General features: G+C 27.6%; 19 protein-coding genes and 1 pseudogene. 17 read left to right on the forward strand and 3 right to left on the reverse strand.

Features of this window, described 5'->3' with window-relative positions:
• Positions 1–12 precede the first annotated feature (12 nt).
• Together H518_RS0112265 and H518_RS19790 are read left to right on the forward strand one after the other, a co-directional pair.
• Positions 13–870 carry a UDP-2,3-diacylglucosamine diphosphatase gene (locus tag H518_RS0112265; RefSeq protein WP_028889333.1) on the forward strand — a complete coding sequence of 286 codons (858 nt, stop codon included), beginning with the start codon at positions 13–15 and terminating at the stop codon, positions 868–870.
• 5 nt (positions 871–875) lie between these two features.
• Positions 876–1,892: a glycosyltransferase family protein gene (locus tag H518_RS19790; protein ID WP_043706901.1), complete on the forward strand. Its 1,017-nt coding sequence runs from the start codon at positions 876–878 to the stop codon at positions 1,890–1,892.
• On the opposite strand, the gene H518_RS0112275 is transcribed toward H518_RS19790, so the two are convergent.
• Entirely contained in the window at positions 1,879–2,541 is a 663-nt protein-coding gene (locus H518_RS0112275; protein ID WP_028889334.1) for a uracil-DNA glycosylase, read from the reverse strand. The two genes, H518_RS19790 and H518_RS0112275, sit on opposite strands and share 14 nt — an antisense overlap.
• Positions 2,542–2,679: 138 nt before the next feature.
• On the opposite strand from H518_RS0112275, the gene H518_RS0112280 reads away from it, so the two are divergent.
• From H518_RS0112280 to H518_RS0112340, 14 genes and pseudogenes are all read left to right on the forward strand, one after another.
• On the forward strand, positions 2,680–3,249 hold the full coding sequence (locus H518_RS0112280) for a hypothetical protein (RefSeq protein WP_028889335.1): 570 nt from the start codon (positions 2,680–2,682) through the stop codon (positions 3,247–3,249).
• 11 nt (positions 3,250–3,260) lie between these two features.
• Positions 3,261–4,010, forward strand: a complete 750-nt coding sequence (locus H518_RS0112285; protein ID WP_043706902.1) for a prolipoprotein diacylglyceryl transferase — start codon at positions 3,261–3,263, stop codon at positions 4,008–4,010.
• A gap of 14 nt (positions 4,011–4,024) precedes the next feature.
• Positions 4,025–4,615, forward strand: coding sequence for a hypothetical protein (locus tag H518_RS0112290; protein WP_028889337.1), 591 nt, complete (start codon positions 4,025–4,027; stop codon positions 4,613–4,615).
• Positions 4,616–4,648: 33 nt separating this feature from the next.
• Positions 4,649–6,094, forward strand: a complete 1,446-nt coding sequence (locus tag H518_RS0112295; RefSeq protein WP_028889338.1) for an LVIVD repeat-containing protein — start codon at positions 4,649–4,651, stop codon at positions 6,092–6,094.
• 16 nt (positions 6,095–6,110) lie between these two features.
• A complete protein-coding gene (locus H518_RS0112300) occupies positions 6,111–6,731 on the forward strand; it encodes a hypothetical protein (RefSeq protein WP_028889339.1) in 621 nt (206 codons plus the stop codon).
• 145 nt (positions 6,732–6,876) lie between these two features.
• A pseudogene (locus H518_RS21565) lies at positions 6,877–6,948 on the forward strand (two-component regulator propeller domain-containing protein); the annotation flags it as partial.
• A 195-nt stretch (positions 6,949–7,143) separates the two neighbouring features.
• Positions 7,144–9,675, forward strand: a complete 2,532-nt coding sequence (locus H518_RS20545; RefSeq protein WP_051263759.1) for a sensor histidine kinase — start codon at positions 7,144–7,146, stop codon at positions 9,673–9,675.
• Positions 9,653–10,390: a LytR/AlgR family response regulator transcription factor gene (locus H518_RS0112310; protein ID WP_028889340.1), complete on the forward strand. Its 738-nt coding sequence runs from the start codon at positions 9,653–9,655 to the stop codon at positions 10,388–10,390. Before H518_RS20545 ends, H518_RS0112310 begins: the two co-directional genes overlap by 23 nt.
• 11 nt (positions 10,391–10,401) lie before the next feature.
• The gene (locus H518_RS0112315; protein ID WP_028889341.1) at positions 10,402–12,615 is read left to right on the forward strand and encodes an endonuclease MutS2; all 2,214 of its coding nucleotides are present in this window, start codon (positions 10,402–10,404) and stop codon (positions 12,613–12,615) included.
• A gap of 90 nt (positions 12,616–12,705) precedes the next feature.
• Positions 12,706–13,311 carry an OmpA family protein gene (locus H518_RS0112320; protein WP_028889342.1) on the forward strand — a complete coding sequence of 202 codons (606 nt, stop codon included), beginning with the start codon at positions 12,706–12,708 and terminating at the stop codon, positions 13,309–13,311.
• A 23-nt stretch (positions 13,312–13,334) separates the two neighbouring features.
• On the forward strand, positions 13,335–13,814 hold the full coding sequence (locus H518_RS20550; protein WP_155995217.1) for a hypothetical protein: 480 nt from the start codon (positions 13,335–13,337) through the stop codon (positions 13,812–13,814).
• A 47-nt stretch (positions 13,815–13,861) separates the two neighbouring features.
• Positions 13,862–15,652 (forward strand): DUF885 domain-containing protein, encoded by a 1,791-nt coding sequence (locus H518_RS0112330; protein ID WP_028889343.1) that lies wholly within the window; start codon positions 13,862–13,864, stop codon positions 15,650–15,652.
• 81 nt (positions 15,653–15,733) lie between these two features.
• On the forward strand, positions 15,734–16,906 hold the full coding sequence (locus H518_RS21340; protein WP_205618012.1) for a nuclear transport factor 2 family protein: 1,173 nt from the start codon (positions 15,734–15,736) through the stop codon (positions 16,904–16,906).
• Between the two features lie 338 nt (positions 16,907–17,244).
• On the forward strand, positions 17,245–19,299 hold the full coding sequence (locus tag H518_RS0112340) for a T9SS type A sorting domain-containing protein (RefSeq protein WP_028889345.1): 2,055 nt from the start codon (positions 17,245–17,247) through the stop codon (positions 19,297–19,299).
• A gap of 148 nt (positions 19,300–19,447) precedes the next feature.
• Here H518_RS0112340 and H518_RS0112345 read toward each other — a convergent pair whose 3' ends face one another.
• Positions 19,448–19,861, reverse strand: a complete 414-nt coding sequence (locus H518_RS0112345) for a glycosyltransferase family protein (protein WP_028889346.1) — start codon at positions 19,859–19,861, stop codon at positions 19,448–19,450.
• On the reverse strand, positions 19,848–20,432 hold the full coding sequence (locus H518_RS0112350) for an RNA polymerase sigma factor (RefSeq protein WP_028889347.1): 585 nt from the start codon (positions 20,430–20,432) through the stop codon (positions 19,848–19,850). Before H518_RS0112350 ends, H518_RS0112345 begins: the two co-directional genes overlap by 14 nt.
• Positions 20,433–20,569: 137 nt before the next feature.
• Here H518_RS0112350 and H518_RS0112355 point away from each other — a divergent pair, with 137 nt between their 5' ends.
• Entirely contained in the window at positions 20,570–20,917 is a 348-nt protein-coding gene (locus H518_RS0112355) for a DUF6249 domain-containing protein (RefSeq protein WP_028889348.1), read from the forward strand.
• The last annotated feature ends 35 nt before the right edge of the window (positions 20,918–20,952 follow it).

Genomic DNA, 20,952 nt, shown 5'->3' on the forward strand with positions numbered 1-20,952 from the left:
GCATACTTTAAAATGAAAAAAAGAAAATTAGATATTGCTGTTATTTCTGATGTGCATTTAGGTACTTATGGATGTAGGGCAACCGAATTACATAATTATTTAAAATCTATAAATCCCAAAATATTAATATTAAATGGAGACATCATTGATATTTGGCAATTTAAAAAAAGATACTTTCCTAAACCACACATGAAGATTATAAAACAGCTAATGTCTTATATTACTTCTGGCACAAAAGTCTATTACATAACTGGAAATCATGATGAAATGCTACGGAAATTTAAAGGATTTCGTCTTGGTAGTTTTGAAATTGTAAACAAATTAGTTCTTGATATTGACGGTAAAAAAGGTTGGTTTTTTCATGGTGATGTTTTTGATGTAACAATGCAACATTCTAAATGGTTAGCAAAACTTGGTAGCATTGGTTATGATACTTTAATTATTATAAACACTGCCGTAAATTGGACAAGTAATAAACTTGGATATGGAAAATTATCTTTTTCTAAAAAAATAAAAAACAGTGTTAAAAGTGCTGTGAAATTTATTAATGATTTTGAAAAAATAGTTTCAGAAATAGCTATATCAAAAAAATATGATTATGTAGTTTGCGGACACATACATCATCCCGAAATAAAATCAATCCAAAATAAAAATGGAGGTACTACCTATTTAAACTCTGGAGATTGGATTGAGAACTTAACCTCTTTAGAATATCATAACAAATCTTGGTCGTTGTATGAATATGAAAAAGATGAAATTGCTAAGAAATTCTCCAATAACACAAATATTAATGATTCTGAGTTTATGAATATTGAAAACAGTAATCATAAAATTTTTGAAGATCTTTTAAAGGAATTTAACATTAATTAAAAATTATGAAGATTTTATATGCTTTTCAAGGTACAGGAAACGGGCACGCAAGTAGAGCAATCGAAATAATACCTTATTTGCAGCAAAAAGGAGAAGTTGATGTTTTAATTAGTGGTTATCAATGTGATTTAGATCTCCCATTTAACGTAAAATATAAATATTATGGATTAAGTTTCATTTTTGGAAAAAAAGGCGGTATTTCTTTTTGGAAGACAATAAAAAAAATGAAACTTAAAAATTTATTAAAAGAAATAAAATCTGTTCCCTTAGAAAAATACGATTTAATTATCAATGATTTCGAACCTATTACAGCTTGGGCCTCTAAATTTAAACGCAGTGAAATAATATCTTTAAGTCATCAAAATGCCGTTTTAGACGCAAATGCACCTAAACAAGGAATCTATAGAATAGAGCGATTAATTTTAAAATATTATGCGCCTGTAAAAATAAAATTTGGCTTTCATTTTAACACATATTCTTCTAATACTTTTACTCCAATTATTCGTAAAGAAATAAGATATAGTACTATTACAAACAAGAAACATTATACCGTTTACCTACCTTCCTATAGTGACAAAAAAATTATTAAAATACTTTCTAAAATAAAAAACACGAAATGGGAAGTTTTTTCAAAAAACACAAAAGAACATATTTTTAAGAACAATGTTATAATAAAACCAATCAATGGGCCCAATTTTATTAAAAGCATTTGTTCTAGTGAAGGTGTTATATGCGGTGCTGGTTTTGAAACACCTGCAGAAGCATTGTATTTACAAAAAAAATTATTGGTTATACCTATGAGAAACCAATATGAGCAACAATGTAATGCATTATCTTTAAAACAAATGGGAATACCTGTTTTAAAGAAATTTAATAAAAGACATGTTAAAAAAATTTCATCATGGGTAAATTATAAACAATCAATAAAAATTAATTACCCCGATATTACTGAAGACATATTAGATGCAATTATGTTACCGTACTACAAACAAATCAATCTACCTATCACTACCATTGTATAATTTTTTTATTTTTTGCCTTTAAGAAAGTGTTTGTCTTAGAAAAGTGTTTAGAATTAAACCATCCTCTCCACGCGCCTAAAGGAGATGGATGTGGAGCTGTAAATACTGTATGTTTTTTACGATCTATAATACTACCTTTATTTTCTGCAAATTTTCCCCAGAGCAAAAAAACGACACCTTCTTTGTCATCTGATATTTTTTTTATAACCTCATCAGTAAACTGTTCCCAACCTTGTTTTTGATGACTTCCTGCCTCCCCTTCTCTAACTGTTAAAGTCGCATTTAATAATAAAACTCCCTGTTTTGCCCAACGAGATAAATCTCCTGAAATAGGATATGGTATTTCTAAATCAGTTTCAATTTCTTTAAAAATATTTTTTAATGACGGCGGATGCTTAATTTTATCATGAACTGAAAAACATAGCCCGTTTGCTTGCCCGATACCGTGATATGGGTCTTGTCCAATAATCACTACTTTTAAATCATTAAAAGAACAATAATTAAAAGCCGCAAAAACAGCTTCTTTCTCAGGAAAACATTTGTAACTATTATATTCTAATTTTATGAAACTTTTCAATTTCTTAAAATAAGCTTTCTCAAATTCTAAATTTAAAATATTCTTCCAGCTATTAGTAATATTCAGTTCCATTATTATTTAATTTAAAAATCAAAGATAGTATTTTGTCTATTTCTAATAATAAAAAGAACCGTTCCTTTACTCAAATAACCAGTTCCTTAAATAAGGATACTATTTTTTAAAATCGTAATGTAGTTTTGTTAAAAAAAAATGAAACATAAAAGTCAATTTACCCTGTTCTATTTATTTTTATCAACAACTCTTTTAACTTTTAATAGTTGTTCTAACAACGATACTATTACACCAATACTAAATACTGATGAATATTTTAAATATACATTAAACAACAGTACCGAAAGAGTGTTTGACAAAAATATGACAGCATATTTTGTTACGAACCCTAGTACTACCTATAAAAGATTCTATTTTAGAGCTTCGGCAAATACTACAAATGGTAGTAGTGTTTATGTAGATGGTAATTTTACTTTTTTTAACTACGCTAGTTTCACTGCTGCCTCTAGCATACCCTGGGGAATCCCTTCAACACCGATAGCTACTAACTTCTATTTTACTGAACTTTTTTCTGAAGATGGATTTAAATTTTTTCCACATAATGAATACAATTCAAGCCCTATAAATTGTACAATAATCACACATGCTTTTAATGTTGGAGAATATTTAGAATTCACATTCACGGGAAACTATACGCATATTACAGATCCTAGCATTACAGGCACAATAACAGGTACAGGAAGAATGAAAAGAGAAAGTGATCAATAAAATAGTTAATTATGTTTCCAAAATTACTAGAATATCAAAACATTACTATTTACACCTACGCCATTTGCATTGCATTTGGTACACTACTGGCTGTATTATACACAAAGTGGCAGGCAAAAAAAACACTTGATATAAATTTAAAAAACTCATTTTTCTATATTGTATTTATAGTTGGTTTTATTGGAGGTAAATTATTTTTATTTTTTGAAAAACCTTTATACTACATACAGAATCCACAAAGTATTTTTACTGTTTTTTCTGGTGGCTTTGTTTTTTATGGTTCTTTTATATGCATTACAATAACCATTATTTGGTATTTAAAAAAACATAAAATTCTTGTTTTACCAATGTTAGATATTTTAGCAATCACAACAACAATTGTACATTCTATAGGTCGTTTAGGTTGTTTTTTTTCAGGATGCTGTTACGGAAAAAAGACTAATTCTATTTTCGGAATTACTTTTCCTAGTACAGGATTAACTACTGTACACCCTACACAACTTTATGAAGTTTTATCTATTCTATTTATAATGAGTTTACTCTTTATAATCAAACAAAAGAAAAAATTTAATGGTCAAATATTCATGTCTTATGTTGTTTTATACGCCATTGTTAGAAGTTTTTTAGAAGTTTTTAGAGGAGATAATAGAGGTTTTATTATCGATCGTTTATTATCTCACTCACAGTTCATTGCCCTTTGCCTTATTATTATAACTATAGTAGCCTATATCAAAATAAATAAGAAAATTAGTATTCATTAAAAATTAACTTAATTATGAAAAAATCAATTTTTAAATCAATTTTACCAATAACTTTATTAATTATAGCTGTATCAATAATAGGTTCGGGATGTAATGGAACCGATCCTAATATAGATCCTTCTACCTCTTGTGGTAGCGCAACGCCAGTTATAGAAACTGCTCTTAGTAGTTTAGCTAATGATGCTATGGACTTACAAGTACATGAATACACATTTACTACAAATGTAGCTGGTAATATTTGTGAAATTGGTTATCAAAGTTTACAACAAACCACTCCTTTTGCAGTTAACAATACTGCTGTTAGTTATACTATAGAAATTGTAGGTGGCCCTTCAATTACAAATACATTCTCTTCTTCAGCTGTAGAATATAGAACCATTGGTGGTACTTTTCCTATAACTCCAGGCGTAAATTATGTTATTAGAAGAATCGGTGGAGATGGTTTAAATTCCTCAATGGGACATACATCAAATACTACATTTCCATATACTAACGGAAACATAACTTTCTTAAGTTCCAACTTTGTAGATAGCGCTTCATCTGGTGGCGGACCAATAGCTAATAAAGGTATCCCTAAAATATACTTCAGGTTTTTAGCTGACTAATATTTTTTTCTAAATAATTTTAAATAAAAAACTATGAACAAAATTAAATATTTAACACTATTGCTTGTACTAGCCTTATATAGTTGTAGTAATCAAAACGGAGAAGGTGGCTATCCTGATAATCCTTGTAATATAGATGAACAAGGATGTTATATAACTCAAAGTAGTACAAATACCCAGTATTCATTTAATTTACTTTTTGATGATACTAAAACAATTGTGCAATACGTTACCGGACACCCACAAGGAGATTATTATCATATATACAGTACACAATCTTCTCCTTTTATGGATTTTTATACTTTTGCAATAAACGCTGGAGATACCTCTACCTTAGATCAAAACTGGAACTCAACGGCTGGAAGTTATTTAACTATTGATGGTTCTCCATACCCTCAAAATAATACAACCACCCTAAATACAATTACTGGAGGTACACAAGTTGGAGATAATATTAAAATAGATTTTGATGGTAGTTTTTATTACCAGCAAGGAGGCACTCCTTATACGCTAACAGGTACATTCTGTGTAACAATTGATGAAGTAATAAATTTAGCTGAACATGTATATATTACTGATGGTACTAGCTTGAAAGTAGTTAATGTTTCAAACCCTTTAGCACCAAATTTAGCACATTCAATCCCTGCTTCAACCTCATATTATGTAAATACATTTAATAGCGTTGCATATGTTGGTTATTTTGATGCTATCGAACCTTTTGTAAGTTTTGTAAATATATCCAATCCTTCTTCTGCCTCAATATTTGGTTCAATAGCTAAAGGAACAAATTATGGTAGAGTTACCGATGTAGTACAAGTTGACAACCTTACCTATATTTCTGATGAACATAAAGGATTTCATAAATTACATATCGCAAATTCAGATTATACTACTGTAGATGTTCATGATGTAATGAGTATGACTAAAAAAGATAATAGTTTAGCTATTATCGATTTTTCTGTTGGCTTACGTAAAATAGATGTTACCAATGCTAACAGTCCTCTTATTACAAATACATTCAATTTAACAGATGTAGATATTGCTTCTTATCCATATACAACAGGTAGTTTTCATAGTTGGACGAGAACTGATGGAACTGATTTTTATATTGCCAATATAAACGATAAAAAGTTAAAGAAGTTTCAAGAAACAGGCTTTGGTTATAACCTTGTAAATGATTTAGATATTAATGGTTATGCAACAGCTTTTACTATTGTAGGAAATTATGCTTATATAACTACACATGCTAGTTCACTAGCTCCTCTACAAACTGGTTTTGATGGCATTACGATGATTAATTTATCAACAATGACAATAGTCGATACAAAGCCTTTAAACAAAGCAAGTGGCGTTGTTGTTAAAGCCAATTATGCATATGTAACCGATAGTAATGGGCTTCATATTTATGACATTAGTAGTACTAACTTAACCCATGTACATACATATAATAATGGATTTGGGAACTATATTTCTTTATAATAACAAAAAATAAATTATGAAAAAAATACAAAAAATTATAGTGCTATTAGTTCTTATATTCTCTATTACTAGTTGTGATAACAATGATGATGTTGTAACACCTACAAATATTTTTACAGTAGCAGCACAAACCTATGAAACCACTAATTGTTATATTGAATTTGATACTGATGCTCCTATAGATCATTTAAACATCTTTTTGCTAAACGGAAGAATGTATGATAATGATTTAAATATAAATGGCTCTTCTGATGATTATCTCTTTAGTTTAAATACTTCTAATTTTGTTTTTCTACAGCTTAATTTTAATAGCAACCCTACTTTAATTAATAACGGACCTATTGCAGGAAACACATACATTGTTTCTAGTACCGATAGTACTATTGGTCATAATTTAACTGTAGATCCATTTACCCCTAATTTTAATACAAACGGTATTGATTTTGGAATAGGAAATGAAAATACAGGTACATTTCATACTCCTGGAACTGGTGCTCTTACCGTTACTTTAAATAACTACGCTTTTAACAGTAATACAAATACTGGGACAATAGATTTAGATTATAGTTTTATGAATCAAAACGGAATAGTAATTACAGGACATTACGATGGAGACTTAGGTGTAATTTTAGATTAAACATTATACTTTTTATACCTCTAAAACATTCCTTATATTTAGTATCTAATTAACAAGCCTTCTGACCTTAAAAAAACTCCATATCACGCTATTTTATTTAATAACATGGAGTTTTTCATTCTCTCAACAATACAGTAATTTCTCTATAAATAATGGCTTACCTAGTAATCATGTTTATAGGATAACACAAGATTATGAAGGTTTTATTTGGATAATTACAGATAAAGGTATTTCTAAATTCGATGGTAAAAACTTTAAAACATTCACTATAAAAGACGGTTTACCTTCTAACGATATTTGGAATATAAGAATTACACCAGACAATAAAATTTGGTACTTTTCTAAAGCTAATAAACTAGGTTATATTTTAAAGAATGAAGTATATAGTTTTTCTTCAAAAGCAAGTAAGGTAATGTACCCCAGAACCATTTTACAAGCTAAAAACATAATCAGTTTTAATGATGGTATTAATTATTTAACCTTAAAAGACTCTATATGGAAAGCTACATCAAATAAATTTCCAGAAGGCCATTCTTCTTCAATTCAAAAAGTAATTAATTCTACGACAAATTATCATGCAATTAACAAAACTAAAGATTCTCTTATTTTTTATTCAAAAGAAAAAAAAATAAAGCATAAAATAAATAAGAGTTTGTTTATAAAATTATATGAGCACGGTCAAATTAACGATAGCTTATATATAAATATTGGTCTTAATAATTATTTAATAGAAAACTTAAACACAAAACAAATAGCTACTTTCTCTTATACTTCACAAAACTTACCTAAGGAGGTAAAACATGTTAGATTTCATAATGTAAATAATAACACTCAACTTACTGGGGTCGATTTTGTAGGACATCTAAGTAAAGACTATTCTATAAAAAACATTATCCATATTCCAAAAAAATTAAATTCTCATTTTTCTTTTATCGATAAAACAGGTAATATTTGGTCGGCAACCTTTAATAAGGGGGTATTTATGTTACCCAAAGAAAAACAATTAGTTAATGTATTAGCTAAAAATAAAAAAATTCAATTTTTAAAAAACACACAAAACAAATTATATGCAGGTATTTATAAAGAGGGTTTCTTTAAAATTAATAAAAAAATACACCCTATTATAAAAAATAATAACTTTCAATATAGTATTAGTACTATAGATACTTTAAAAACAACTTTTTTCTCTTCTGAATATAAAGTATTTAGCTATAATAGTAATAAAAAATTGCTCATTAACATAGCTATTGGAGAACATAATAAAAATGAATTTGCTCGTAAATTAATTCATTTTAAAGGTTTTTTATATGGTGATAACTCTTTTGGAATTCGTAAAATAAACATAAAAAAACTTACTACTGAAAAAAATTATAAACTAAATGGGGTTACCTCATTCTCTAAAACAAAAACACAATTATTCACAGGAAATCAAGCTGGTTTATTTCAACTAAAAAACGACAACTTTATTAAAATTAACAAACACCATTTATTTGATAAACCTATTTTATGCCTAAATCAATTAAGCGATAATTATATTATAGTTGGTACAGATGGTTATGGTGCCTATATTACTAATGGAAACGATTTAATTAAAATTAAAAACACTAAAAAATATAACATTCAAGATATTTTTATTGATGACAATAAAAATATTTGGTTAGCCACACAAAAAGGAGTACATAAAGTAATTAAACATTTAAAAGAATATTCAATAACACAATCTTTTTATAAATCTGATGGTTTATTATCTAACAATATAAATTGTATCGCCATTAAAAATGATTCATTATACGCAGGTACTGACAACGGTATTTCTGCAATCTCATTACAACACTCCCCTATAAATCAATTACAAAAGATTTACGTAAAGTCTTTACGTATAAATAATATCTATTATAAAACCGACACCATATCTTTGCCGTATAAAAGCAATGGTCTTCTCGCTGTTTCTTTTGGAAGCATTAATTACAATAATCAACAAAACCTAACCTATCAATACAAATTAGAACCAATTCAAAACAATTGGATAACTACAAATACTACCGAAATAAATTTTACTGCTTTAGAACCAAATACGTATTCTTTACATTTAAAAGTAAACAACCATCATCAAAATCAAAAAACAAAGACTATTGTTATAAAAATAAATCCATTATGGTGGCAAACAAAATGGTTTAAAACTAGTTTGTTCTTATTTTTAAGCTTTTGTGTTTACCTCTTTAATAAATGGACAAAATATAATGTTGAAAAAACTACTCGAAAAAATATTTTAAAAAAACAAAAAGATATTGAATATGAGCTTTATGCATTACGTTCGCAAATGAATCCCCATTTTGTTTTTAACTCTTTAAATGCAATTCAATATTACATGACCAAAAATGAGATGGAACTCTCAGAAAAATACTTGGTTAAATTTTCTAGATTGATACGCATGTTTTTTGATTTTTCAAGAGAAAAAAAAATCTCTTTAGAACAGGAAATTTCTTTATTAAAAAGTTACTTAGAAATAGAAAAATTACGCTTTGGTGATGACTTTAAATTTAACTTTAATATTGATAAATCTTTAAATTTAGAAACTAAAATACCTACAATGTTACTGCAACCAATTGTAGAAAATGCTGTAAATCATGGTTTATTTCATAATGGCGGTAAAGGAATCATTGATATTTCTATAAAAAAATCAACTTTTAAAAACGAATTTATAATAGCTATAAAAGATAATGGAGTTGGGTTTAAAAAATCTAAAGAAATTCAAAAAAAATCAATAAAAAAGCACACATCAAGATCTACATTAATAATTGCCAATAAAATAAAATTAATCAATCAATCATTACAATGGTATATTTCCCAAGAAATTATTGATTTAAACTCTAAGAATACTTCTGGCACTTTAGTTTTATTAACCTTTAAAGAAATTAAAAATGATAAAAGCAATATTAGTTGATGACGAACACAAAGCTTTAGAAGGTTTACTACTTAAAGTTAAACAGTTTTTTCCTGAAATTGAAATCACAAAAACATTTCAAAATCCGCAAGAAGCAATAACATTTATAAATTTAAATAAACCAGATATTCTTTTTTTAGACATTGAAATGCCGTTAATTAATGGTTTTGATGTATTAGCCAAAATTAAAAACCCCAATTTCGAAATTATTTTTGTTACTGCATATAACAATTACGCTATAGAAGCATTTCAACACTGTGCAATTGGCTATATTTTAAAACCAATAGATAATGATGAACTTAAAACAGCCATTAATAATGCTATAAAAAATGTTCAACAAAAAAATGCTTTACAAAAAAATGAAATGCTATTAAATAAGTTAATTTCTATTAATTCTAAGGTAGATAAGTTAATTATACCTACTAATAAAGGCTTATTATTTGTACCATATAATGAAATTTTGCATATTGAAGGTTATGAGGGTTACACCAAAATACATACAACTAATACTTCTGAAATTATAAGCTCTTACAATATTGGTAAATATGAAAAAATACTAAATGACAACTTTTACAAATGCCATAAATCACACATTATTAATCTACAAAAAATACGTGCTTTTGAAAATGAAGGTTATATTTTATTAGATGATAAAAAAAGAGTTCCTGTTTCTAAAACCAAACGAAAAGAATTTATAGATTTGTTCTCTACATAAAAACTTTTTTTTTGACTAAGAATATTTCAAATAAGACGCTTCAAGATTTAGAATTCACAACAGTTTTAGAACAAGTTGCTGAACATTGTATTACTAATTTAGGTAAAGAGAAAACACTACAAATTTTACCTATCTCTAATAAGAGGAATTTATTTTTCGAATTAAATTTAGTTAATGAATATTTAGCTTCTTTTGAAAACGAGAACAGGCTTCCTAATCACTTTTTTGAAGATATAACTGAAGAAACTAAACGATTAGCTATAGAGAATAGTTTTTTAGAAACCGAAGCATTTTTAAGAGTAGCTACAGTTACAGAAACTGTAAATGAAATGAAAAAGTTTTTAAAAAAATTTGAAACCTACTACCCTACGCTCTTTACACTAAGTGACAAAATAGAACTTACTAGTTTTGTTTCTGATAGTATAAAAGAAGTAATAACCTCTTTTGGTAAAGTTGCAGATAATGCTTCTCCTATTTTAAAACAAATAAGAAAGGACATTAACGGTATTCGTGGTAAAATATCAGAAAGTTTTACACATGCTTTAACTAGAAATATTTCTAATGGTTATTTAGATGACATTAAAGAAACTGTTATAGATAATCAACGAGTTTTGGCTGTTACAGCAATGCATCGCCGTAAAATAAAAGGAAGTTTGTTAGGTTCATCAAAATCTGGTAACATTGTTTATATCGCTCCGCAGGCAACTTTAGCCTATAGCCGAGAATTGCAAAACTTAATTTACGAGGAAAAACAAGAAGTTATAAAGATATTAAGAGCTTTGGCTAGTAAAATTCATCCTTATACTCCTTTATTAAATGAATATATTACTTTTTTAACCCATTTAGATCTAGTTGGTTCAAAAGCCAAGTATGCAAGAAGTATAAATGGTTTATTACCAAAAATAACAAAAGACAAAAAGATATTTTTTAAAGATGCCTTTCACCCTGTTTTATGGAAAAAGAATAAAGAACAAAATATCGAAACTTTTTCTCAAACTATTCGATTAGACGAAAAGCAACAAATTATTGTTATTTCTGGGCCAAATGCTGGTGGAAAAAGTATTACACTTAAAACCATTGGTTTATTACAACTTATGTTACAAAGCGGTTTATTAATACCGGTTCATGAACGTAGTGAAACAACTTTATTTAATACAATACTAACTGATATAGGTGATAATCAATCTATAGAAAACCAACTAAGTACATATAGCTACCGATTAAAAAATATGCGTTCTTTTTTAAAGAAGTGCGATGATAGTACATTGTTTTTAATTGATGAATTTGGAACAGGTTCTGATCCTGAATTAGGTGGAGCTTTAGCTGAAATTTTCTTAGAAGAATTTTATGAAAGAAAAGCTTTTGGTATTATCACAACACATTATGCTAATTTAAAAGTGTTAGCAAACGAATTAGATAATGTAACTAATGCAAACATGCAGTTTGATGAACGTACCTTAGAACCATTATATAAGTTGTTTATAGGACAAGCAGGTAGTTCTTTTACATTTGAAGTAGCTCAAAAAAACGGAATTCCATATAGCTTAATTAATAGAGCTAAAAAAAGAGTAGAAACCGAAAAAATAAGATTAGATAAAACGATCTCTAATCTTCAAAAAGAACGTAATCGTTTACAAAAGACCTCTGATAGTTTAGTTAAACAAAAATCTAAAGGTCAAGAACACATTGAAAGTTTACAAGAAAAAGAACAAAAAATACAAAGTAAACTTTCTGGTTTTCAAGAGCTATACGATAACAATCAACGAATGTTATCTTTAGGTAGAAAAACAAATGAATTATTAAATAAGTATTTTCAAACCAATAATAAAAAAGAACTATCTACCGAATTTTTAAAGTGGGTTGCAGCAGAAAAAACAAAACACATCAAAAAAAGCCCACTAAAAAAGCTTAGTAAAACAGAAAAAAAACAAGATAAAATTACAGCAAAAAAACAAAAAGAGGCTATAAAAAAAGTAGAAGAGGAAGTGCTTCAAAAAGTAATAAAGGTTAGAGCTGAAAAGAAAGAAGAAGCTAAAAAATTAGCAATCGAAAAAGCTGCTTATGTGTATCAAATTAATGATCGTGTTCGATTAATTGATGGTACTTCTGTTGGTACAATTGATAAAATTGAAAAGAAAACAGTTTTTATTAATTATGGTGTATTTACTACCAAAGCAAAACTAACACAGTTAGAATTAGTAGAAAAATCTAAAAAAAAGAAATAAATAAAAGCCCCTCATTATTTAATATGGTTTAGTTAAAAATAAAATTATATATTTAACAAATCAATTTAGTAATTAAATCCCCATTAAATAATGAGAAACTTTTTTCAAGCTTTTCTCGCTTTTTTAATATTTGCTATTATTGCTCAATTTTTTTTCAATAAAAAAGTTGAAATAATTAAAAAAGTTGATAGTACGCGAAATATTAAAACGAAATCGCTTAATATAGATCCGGCTAAAATTATAATAAAAAGAGATTCTATTGTAGTAAAAAAAGATTCTCTTATTAAAAAGAATTTAAGTTCTGAGTTTAATTATAATTTAACATTATTAAAATTCAAACACAAATTCATTACCTCTTCAAAAAACACTAGGGTTCTTTTCCCTAAACAGTTTTATTATTTTAAAGACTCAATCTTAAGCTTCTTAAAAAACAATAAACAAAAAGAAATTATTATTACGGCTAGTTATCTTAAAAATGAAATAACAAAGAATAATTCAAATTTAGGAATTTCTCGTGCTACTTATTTAAAAAACAAGCTCGTAAAACATGGTGTTAATCCCAAAAAAATTATTATAAAAAATAAATTAGCTACTTATAAATACGATTCTAATGGCTTTTATGCTGACGGAATTACAATTCAATATCAAAATACACCTATAAAAAAGATAGAACAAATTACAGAGAAATTAAAATAATTATAAACTAAAATTCCCCAACAATGTTTTTTAACGACATAACTTTATCTTTTTCTATCGAACTTTTTTTTTGGATGTTAGGTTCTTTTTTAATTGGCTATTTTTTTGCAATACAATTTTATGATAAAAAAAACTCAACTACCGCAAAAAAAACGACTATAGAAGATAGTATACTAGATGAACCTGAAAAATTAGTTATAAGAGCTATAAAAACTTTTGAGAGAGGTGGTATAGAAATAAAAAAGTCAACAAAATTAAATTTTGACTCTATTGGTATTGCTTCAAAAAATGATAAAGATGACTTATGTAAAATTAAAGGAATTGGAAGTGTTATTGAGAAGAAATTAAATAGAATAGGAGTTTTTACCTACCAACAACTTTCAAACTCTTCTGACAGTGATCTAGAAACAATTACTCGCTTAATTCAATTCTTTCCAGGAAGAATTGAAAGTGATGACTGGAGAGGTCAGGCCAATAAGCTTTTAAATGACAATAAATCTTAAGAGATTTTCTTTTTGGTATATTTGTTTGCAATCAAAAAAACAAAACCATGAATAAAATTTTCTTAACAATTGTAGCTACTACTATCTTACTTATCTCATGTAAGCAAGAAAAAAAAGACACCGTTACAACTCCTACCAAAGAAAACATAGCTTTTAATCAAATCTTAAAAGAATATAACGAAGGAAAATTAAAATTAAACCCTATCAATGCTACTTTTGCTGGTGATAACCGTTTTAATGATCAATTTCCTAATACACTATCTAGTGACTATCAAATAGAAAATAATACTTTTTATAAAAGCTATAAATCTAAATTAGCTAATTTTAAAAATATTGACCTCAACGAAAGTCAAAAAATGAGTAAGGCTGTTTTAAATTGGGATTGTGATATGGCTTTAGCACAAGCAAGTTTTAAAAACGATCTTTTAATGCCTATTAACCAAATGTGGACAATTAATTTAACAATGGGGCAATTAGGTAGCGGTAGTAGCGCACAACCTTTTAAAACAGTTAAAGATTACCAAAATTGGCTTAGTAGATTAAATGGATTTTATGATTGGTTAGAAAGCGCTATAAAAAACATGCGTCAAGGAAGTAAAGAAGGTTATGTTTTACCAAAATCTTTAATTAATAAAATAATTCCTCAATTTAAAGTATTAGCTAAAACAAAGATTCCATCACACTTATTTTACTCACCTATTAAAAAATTTCCGAAAGACTTTTCTGATGCTGATAAAAAAACTCTAAAAGATGCTTACACAAGTATGCTAAACGATAAGTTGATCCCTGTTTTTAATTTAATGTACACTTTCTTAAAAACAGATTATTTAAATGCTGGTAGAGAAAGTAGTGGTATTTCTGATATTCCTAATGGAAAAGCATATTACAATCATTCTATTAAAAATTATACAACTACAAAAATGACTGCCGATGAAATTCATAAACTTGGTTTAAGTGAAGTTGCTAGAATTTTATCAGAAATGGAAAAAGTAAAAGAGCAAGTAGCTTTTAAAGGAAGTTTAAAGGACTTCTTTAATAATGTTAGAGAGAATAAAGATTTAATGCCTTATACCACCCCTAAACAAATTATCGATAATTTTAATGCAATTCATGAAAAAATGAAACCGCAATTAGAAAAATTATTTGATAATAAACCTAAAACAGATTTTATTGTTAAGCAAACAGAAAAATTTAGAGAAGCTTCTGCAAGTGCTGAATATAACGCTGGTTCTTTAGATGGAACACGCCCTGGGGTTTTTTATACACCAATTCCTGATGCTACAAAATACAATGTATTTTCAGACGAAGCTTTATTTTTACATGAAGCAATACCAGGCCATCATTATCAAATTTCTTTAACACAAGAAAGTAACGATTTACCTGATTTTAGAAAAACATTATGGTACAGTGCTTATGGTGAAGGCTGGGCTTTATACACCGAAAATTTAGGTAAAGAGTTAGGTTTATATACAGATCCTTACCAGTATTTCGGAATGTTAGGTATGGAAATGCATCGAGCAATTCGTTTAGTTGTTGATACTGGAATGCATGCTAAAGGTTGGAGTCGTGAAAAAGCGATTGAGTATTCATTAGAAAACGAAGCAGAAAGCAAAGCTAGTATTATTTCTGAAATTGAACGCTATATGGCAAATCCAGGGCAAGCATTATCTTATAAAATTGGTCAATTAAAAATTAGAGAGTTACGTGCTAAAGCTAAAAAGGAATTAGGTGATAATTTTGATATCAGAGAATTTCATAATCAAGTGTTAGAAACAGGCTGTATCCCTTTAGCCTTGTTAGAAAATAAAATTAATAAATGGGTTACAAGTAAAAAGTAATCTTTCTTATTTTTTATAAAACCTCTTTAGAAATTTCTAAAGAGGTTTTATAGTATTTTTAAAGTTTTAAAATAACATATAATGAAAAAGATATTTTTATTTCTACTTGTATCAAACATAACACTTGCACAAACGAACACAGAAATTCACTTATTTGATATTTCTAATAAAGAGGGTAAATATATTATCTCTAATGGTAAAAACATTTCTAATAACGAAGGTTATGATAGTCAACCACATTTTTATGATGATGAAAACATTTTATTTGCTTCAACAAGAAACAACCAAACTGATATAATTAAATATAATACAAATACAGCAGAAAAAAGCTTTATAAATAACACATTAAATGGGAGTGAGTATTCCCCACAAAGAATACCTAACTCTAAAAACATATCGGCTGTTAGATTAGATAAAGACGGATTACAACGTTTTTATCAATACCATGTTAAAACAGGTAAAAGTAAAGAGTTAATCGAAAATTTGGTTGTTGCATATCCATATTGGTATGATAAAAACACTTTAATTTCTTCAGTAATTGTAAATGATACTTTAGAGCTTTTTGTTAGTAATTTAAAAAAGAAAACAAATAGTTCTATTACAAAACAAACAGGGCGTTCTTTACATAAAATACCAAACTCTAACTTAGTGAGTTTCATGAAAAAAAATGGTAAAGCGTGGGAAGTTTGGTCTTTAAACCCTAAAACAAAAGAAACTAAAAAAATTACCTCTACAAGAACGAGAGAAGATATTTGTTGGCTTCCAAACGGAACGATGTTGGTCGCCAATCAAAATATGATTTTACAGTTTAATCTAAAAAAAGATAAAAACTGGAGTGTTTTTCATAGATTTAAAGGTGAAAACATTAACAATATATCTAGAATTACCGTAAATCATAATGCCACTAAATTAGCTATTGTTGCCGAAGTTTCACCTAAATTTTTGGCTCAAGAACAGCTAGAGGGATATAATAAAAGAGATATTGATGCCTTTTTAAAACCATATGCTAAAAATGTAAAAGTATACACTTTTCCTGATAAATTAAACTATAAAGGTATTGATGAAATGCGAAAACGTTATGCTCCAATGTTTGAAAAAACGACCGATTTACATTGTAAAATACTAAATAGAATTGTAAAAGGTAATACAGTTATAGATGAAGAATTGGTTACTGCAAACGGTAATACATTTAAAGCAGTAGCTATTTATGAAATTACTAACGGCAAAATTAGCTCAGTTAGGTTTGTACGCTAATTTATTTTTAATAATAAATTTAAAATATCCGTTGTATCCTATTAGATAATAAATATATAGACTACTACACAATAATCTTAAAGAGACCACTTTTCAATATTGAAAAGTAGTCTCTTTTTTTATTCTCGGAAGATAGAATAAACCATTCGGAAATAATTTCTCTTCTATTAAACTTAAGTAAACTTACTTTGTTTATATAAAAAATATACGAACCAAAAACTTTATTAAAATGGAAAAGAAAAAATTACTTTAACAATAAGAATTCTTTAAAAAATCTAAGCATTACTTATTTAAAAACATTTTAGAAGCTATCCGCTTCTATACAAAACATTAAAATTATGAAAGAAAAAAAAATAATCATAGGGATTCTATTAGCCTTATTATTCCTAAACACAGCAGTAGCCCAACAATCATTTAATTGGGCCAATTCAATACCCTATAGTGCTCCTGGAATGGTAGGAGTTAGCTCAGGAAACGATATTGCTAAAGATGAAAATGGTGATTTAATAACTACAGGGTTTTCTTGGGGGAACTCAGATTTTGATCCTAGCACTACTAATCAAGCTTTTTCCAATGGAGATAATTCAGCGAATTTGTACGTACAAAAACTAGATAAAAACGGTAATTATATATGGCATAAAAACTACGGAAATCAAGGAGTTGTTATTGGAAGTTCCATTACAACAGATAATAGCAATAATATTTATGTTGTTGGTACTTTTACTGGTACATTGGTTTTTGATGCTTCTACAAGTATTATTTCTAATGGAAGCGGAGATATTTTTGTTCTAAAATTAAATGCTCTTGGAAATGTATTATGGGCAAGAAATTTTGGTCTTTCAGGATACGATAGTGCAGATTCAATTTTTTTCAATAAAACCACCAATGAATTATATTTTTCGGGGAATTATAAAACTACTCAAACTCCATCTTCTGTTACCGACGATTTTTTTCTATATAAATTAAACCCTACAACTGGTGCAGATCTATGGGTTGAAACTTTTGGTAGTAATAAAAGTGAGTCTAGTTATGGATTAACTGGAGACAATGCTGGAAACATATACATGGTTGGAACTTATATTCATAAACTAGATCAACGTGCATTCCCATCAACAAATGTAATTTCAAATTTACTTACTACACCTTATGTTCCTTCTAATTGGTATGGCGCAAATACGTTTGTCTTAAAAATTAATAACGGAGGTCATGTATTATGGGCTAAAGGAATTAACAAAAACACAGATACAAAGGGCTCTGTAATAGCAAAAGCCATTGAAGTAGATAATAATAACAATGTTTATTTAATTGGTGATTTTAATGGAATTATTGATTTTGACCCAAATAATTCTCAATACGTTACTTCAAATCAAGGTAACAAAGATGTTTTTATTACGTCTTTAAATAACAATGGAGCTTTTAGATGGTTTCAACGAATTGCTGGTTTAAATAATAATGGTGCTTACGACAGAGGAAATACTATTGCTATCGATAATCAAGGAGGAATTGTTGTTGGTGGTCTTTCGGTTAATGGAGGGCTATTTATAGGAAGGTATGGCGCTACTGATGGAGCTCTTGGTTGGTTACATAAAGGAGGAGATGGTGGTTCTGTTAAATCAATAGTTATTAATGATTGTGATGCTATATTTGCAACTGGAGATATTAATTCTGGAGCTACCGATTTTGATCCTGATTTAAATGTAAACCATCCAATTAATGCTATTGGGCACACCAACGCTTTTAACCTTTCATGGGGAAATGCAACTACTAATTTTGATACTTCTTTTACCTACACCGTATGTACTAACACCTTAAGTGTTGTAGGAGCAAACCAACCTTTTGGAGTTAATCCAAATTCAGATTGGCGTTTGGTAAAATACTACGACCCAAATATTCCTAATATGACTCCAACAGTGGTTAGTAACATGTATTGGTGGCAACAACCAACCCCATATACATACCATACAAATGCACTTACATTTAATTACCAATTAGTACCAGGCTGTTTGTATTATGTGAGACATGGAATGTATTTAAATAACAACTGTGCTCCTTGGCAAGAAGCTAGAGAGTACGGAATTCAGTCTAACTTAATTTCTTGTCGCCTTAAAAACGAAAAACAAGAATTAACGAAATCTAAAAAAGGCATAAATACACTTAAGATTACTAGTAATGATTTAAAAATATTTCCTAATCCTGCAACAGAAATTTTACAAATAAAATCTACATCATCAAAAGTTACTGCTTATCAAATTTTTGATCTAATAGGTAAAAATATTTCTAGTGGTAAATATAATAATGAACCAATAAATGTTTCAATATTAAAACCAGGAAGTTATATTATACGGGTAACTACTCCAGAAGGTGTTCACTCTAAACAATTCATAAAAAAATAAAAGAATTTTATACCTCTTAAGGTTTATTAAAAATAAAAAACCACCAATTTTTCATTCAGAAATAATTGGTGGTTTTATTTATATTCAAATATAATTTTCAAAGAACAAACATTCTTATTTTAAAATTTATTCAACTCATTAAAAGACCTTACACATTTAAATTCTTTGTGAAATGGTTTTTTAATAAGTAAATCTGTCCAAAGAACATTAATGTAAAAAAGAAACAAGCAAATAGCATTGTATTAGAAACAGTAATACCTTCAAATAAATTAGGAATTTGAACTCTAGAGAAAAAATCTAAATTAACTTTAGGCATTTTCATCCATGTTAAAGAAGTTCCTCTTGATACATATAAAATACATACTCCTAAAACCCCTACAAGAACAAACCACACTTTTTTTGATATTAAAGCAGTGGCTTTATAAATTTCAGAATTTTCTTTTTGTAATAATGTATCCATCAAATTAGCTGTAAAATCTATTGATGGTGTTTCTATCTTTATTTCCTTAATATACTTTTTAGAAAAAGCATCTAATTCATTTATGTTTTTATCTTCTCCCATAATGATTTATTAATTCGGGTTCAACTTTTTGTTTTACAATATTTAACAACCTTTTTCTAGCTCTATGTAACTTTACTTTTACATTTGCTTCTGAAAAATCAGTTATAGCTATAATTTCTTTTAAACTCAATTCTTCAAAATAAAACATCCATAAAACAGAACGTTCATCTTCAGGTAAACTTAACATACATTTATTTATTATTTCTGCACGCTCTTTTCGTTCAATACCTTCTAAAATACCTTCTGTAGATTTTATTTTATTAATTGTAATTTCATCTATAGTATCAGTATTATATTTCTCTTTATTCTTTTTTAAACTATCTAAACAAGTTCTGTAACCAATTTTATACAACCATGTAGAGAATTTTGATTCTCCTTTAAACTTATTTAAATTTTTAAAAGCTTTAATAAAAGTATCCTGAGAAATTTCTTCTGCCTCTTCCCTACTCTTTACCATTTTTAAAGCCAAAGTAAATACCATACCCTTATACTTTTCTATTAAAATAGAAAATGCATTGGTATTACCATTTAGCACTTCATTAATATATGTTTGGTCGTTTTTAGTAGTCATTTTAATCTTTGACTGTATATTGTTTTAAAAGGTTACATAATTTTCGAAAAAAGTTTTTTAATTTTTCTGTAACCTTTTTTATAAGTCTATGGTCATACTTGCAAACACATTAAAAATAATCATTTAAAATTAAAAATATGGAAGTAGCAATTGTATTTATGTTCTTATTCGCAATAACATTCGGAATCTTTTATTTATTCTACTCTACACGTAATAAAGAGCGTTTAGCATTAATTGAAAAAGGAGTAGATGCTAAAATTTTTATGCAAGGAGAAAGAAAAAAATCAACATTAACAGGAAGAGTAATTGTTTTAAACTTAGCACTACTATTAATGGGAATTGGTTTAGGTGTATTTTTGGCACTTCTAATAGATACTTATACAACTATGGATGCTGAAGCTATTTACCCTGCAATGATATTTTTTATGGCTGGATTAGGTTTATTTGCTGGTTTTAACTTAACAAAAAAATTAGATAACGAATAATTAGTAAATATAATACGTTTTAAAAAAGGGAGTGA

Source organism: Tenacibaculum ovolyticum DSM 18103, from assembly GCF_000430545.1.
Taxonomy (GTDB): Bacteria; Bacteroidota; Bacteroidia; order Flavobacteriales; family Flavobacteriaceae; genus Polaribacter; species Polaribacter ovolyticus.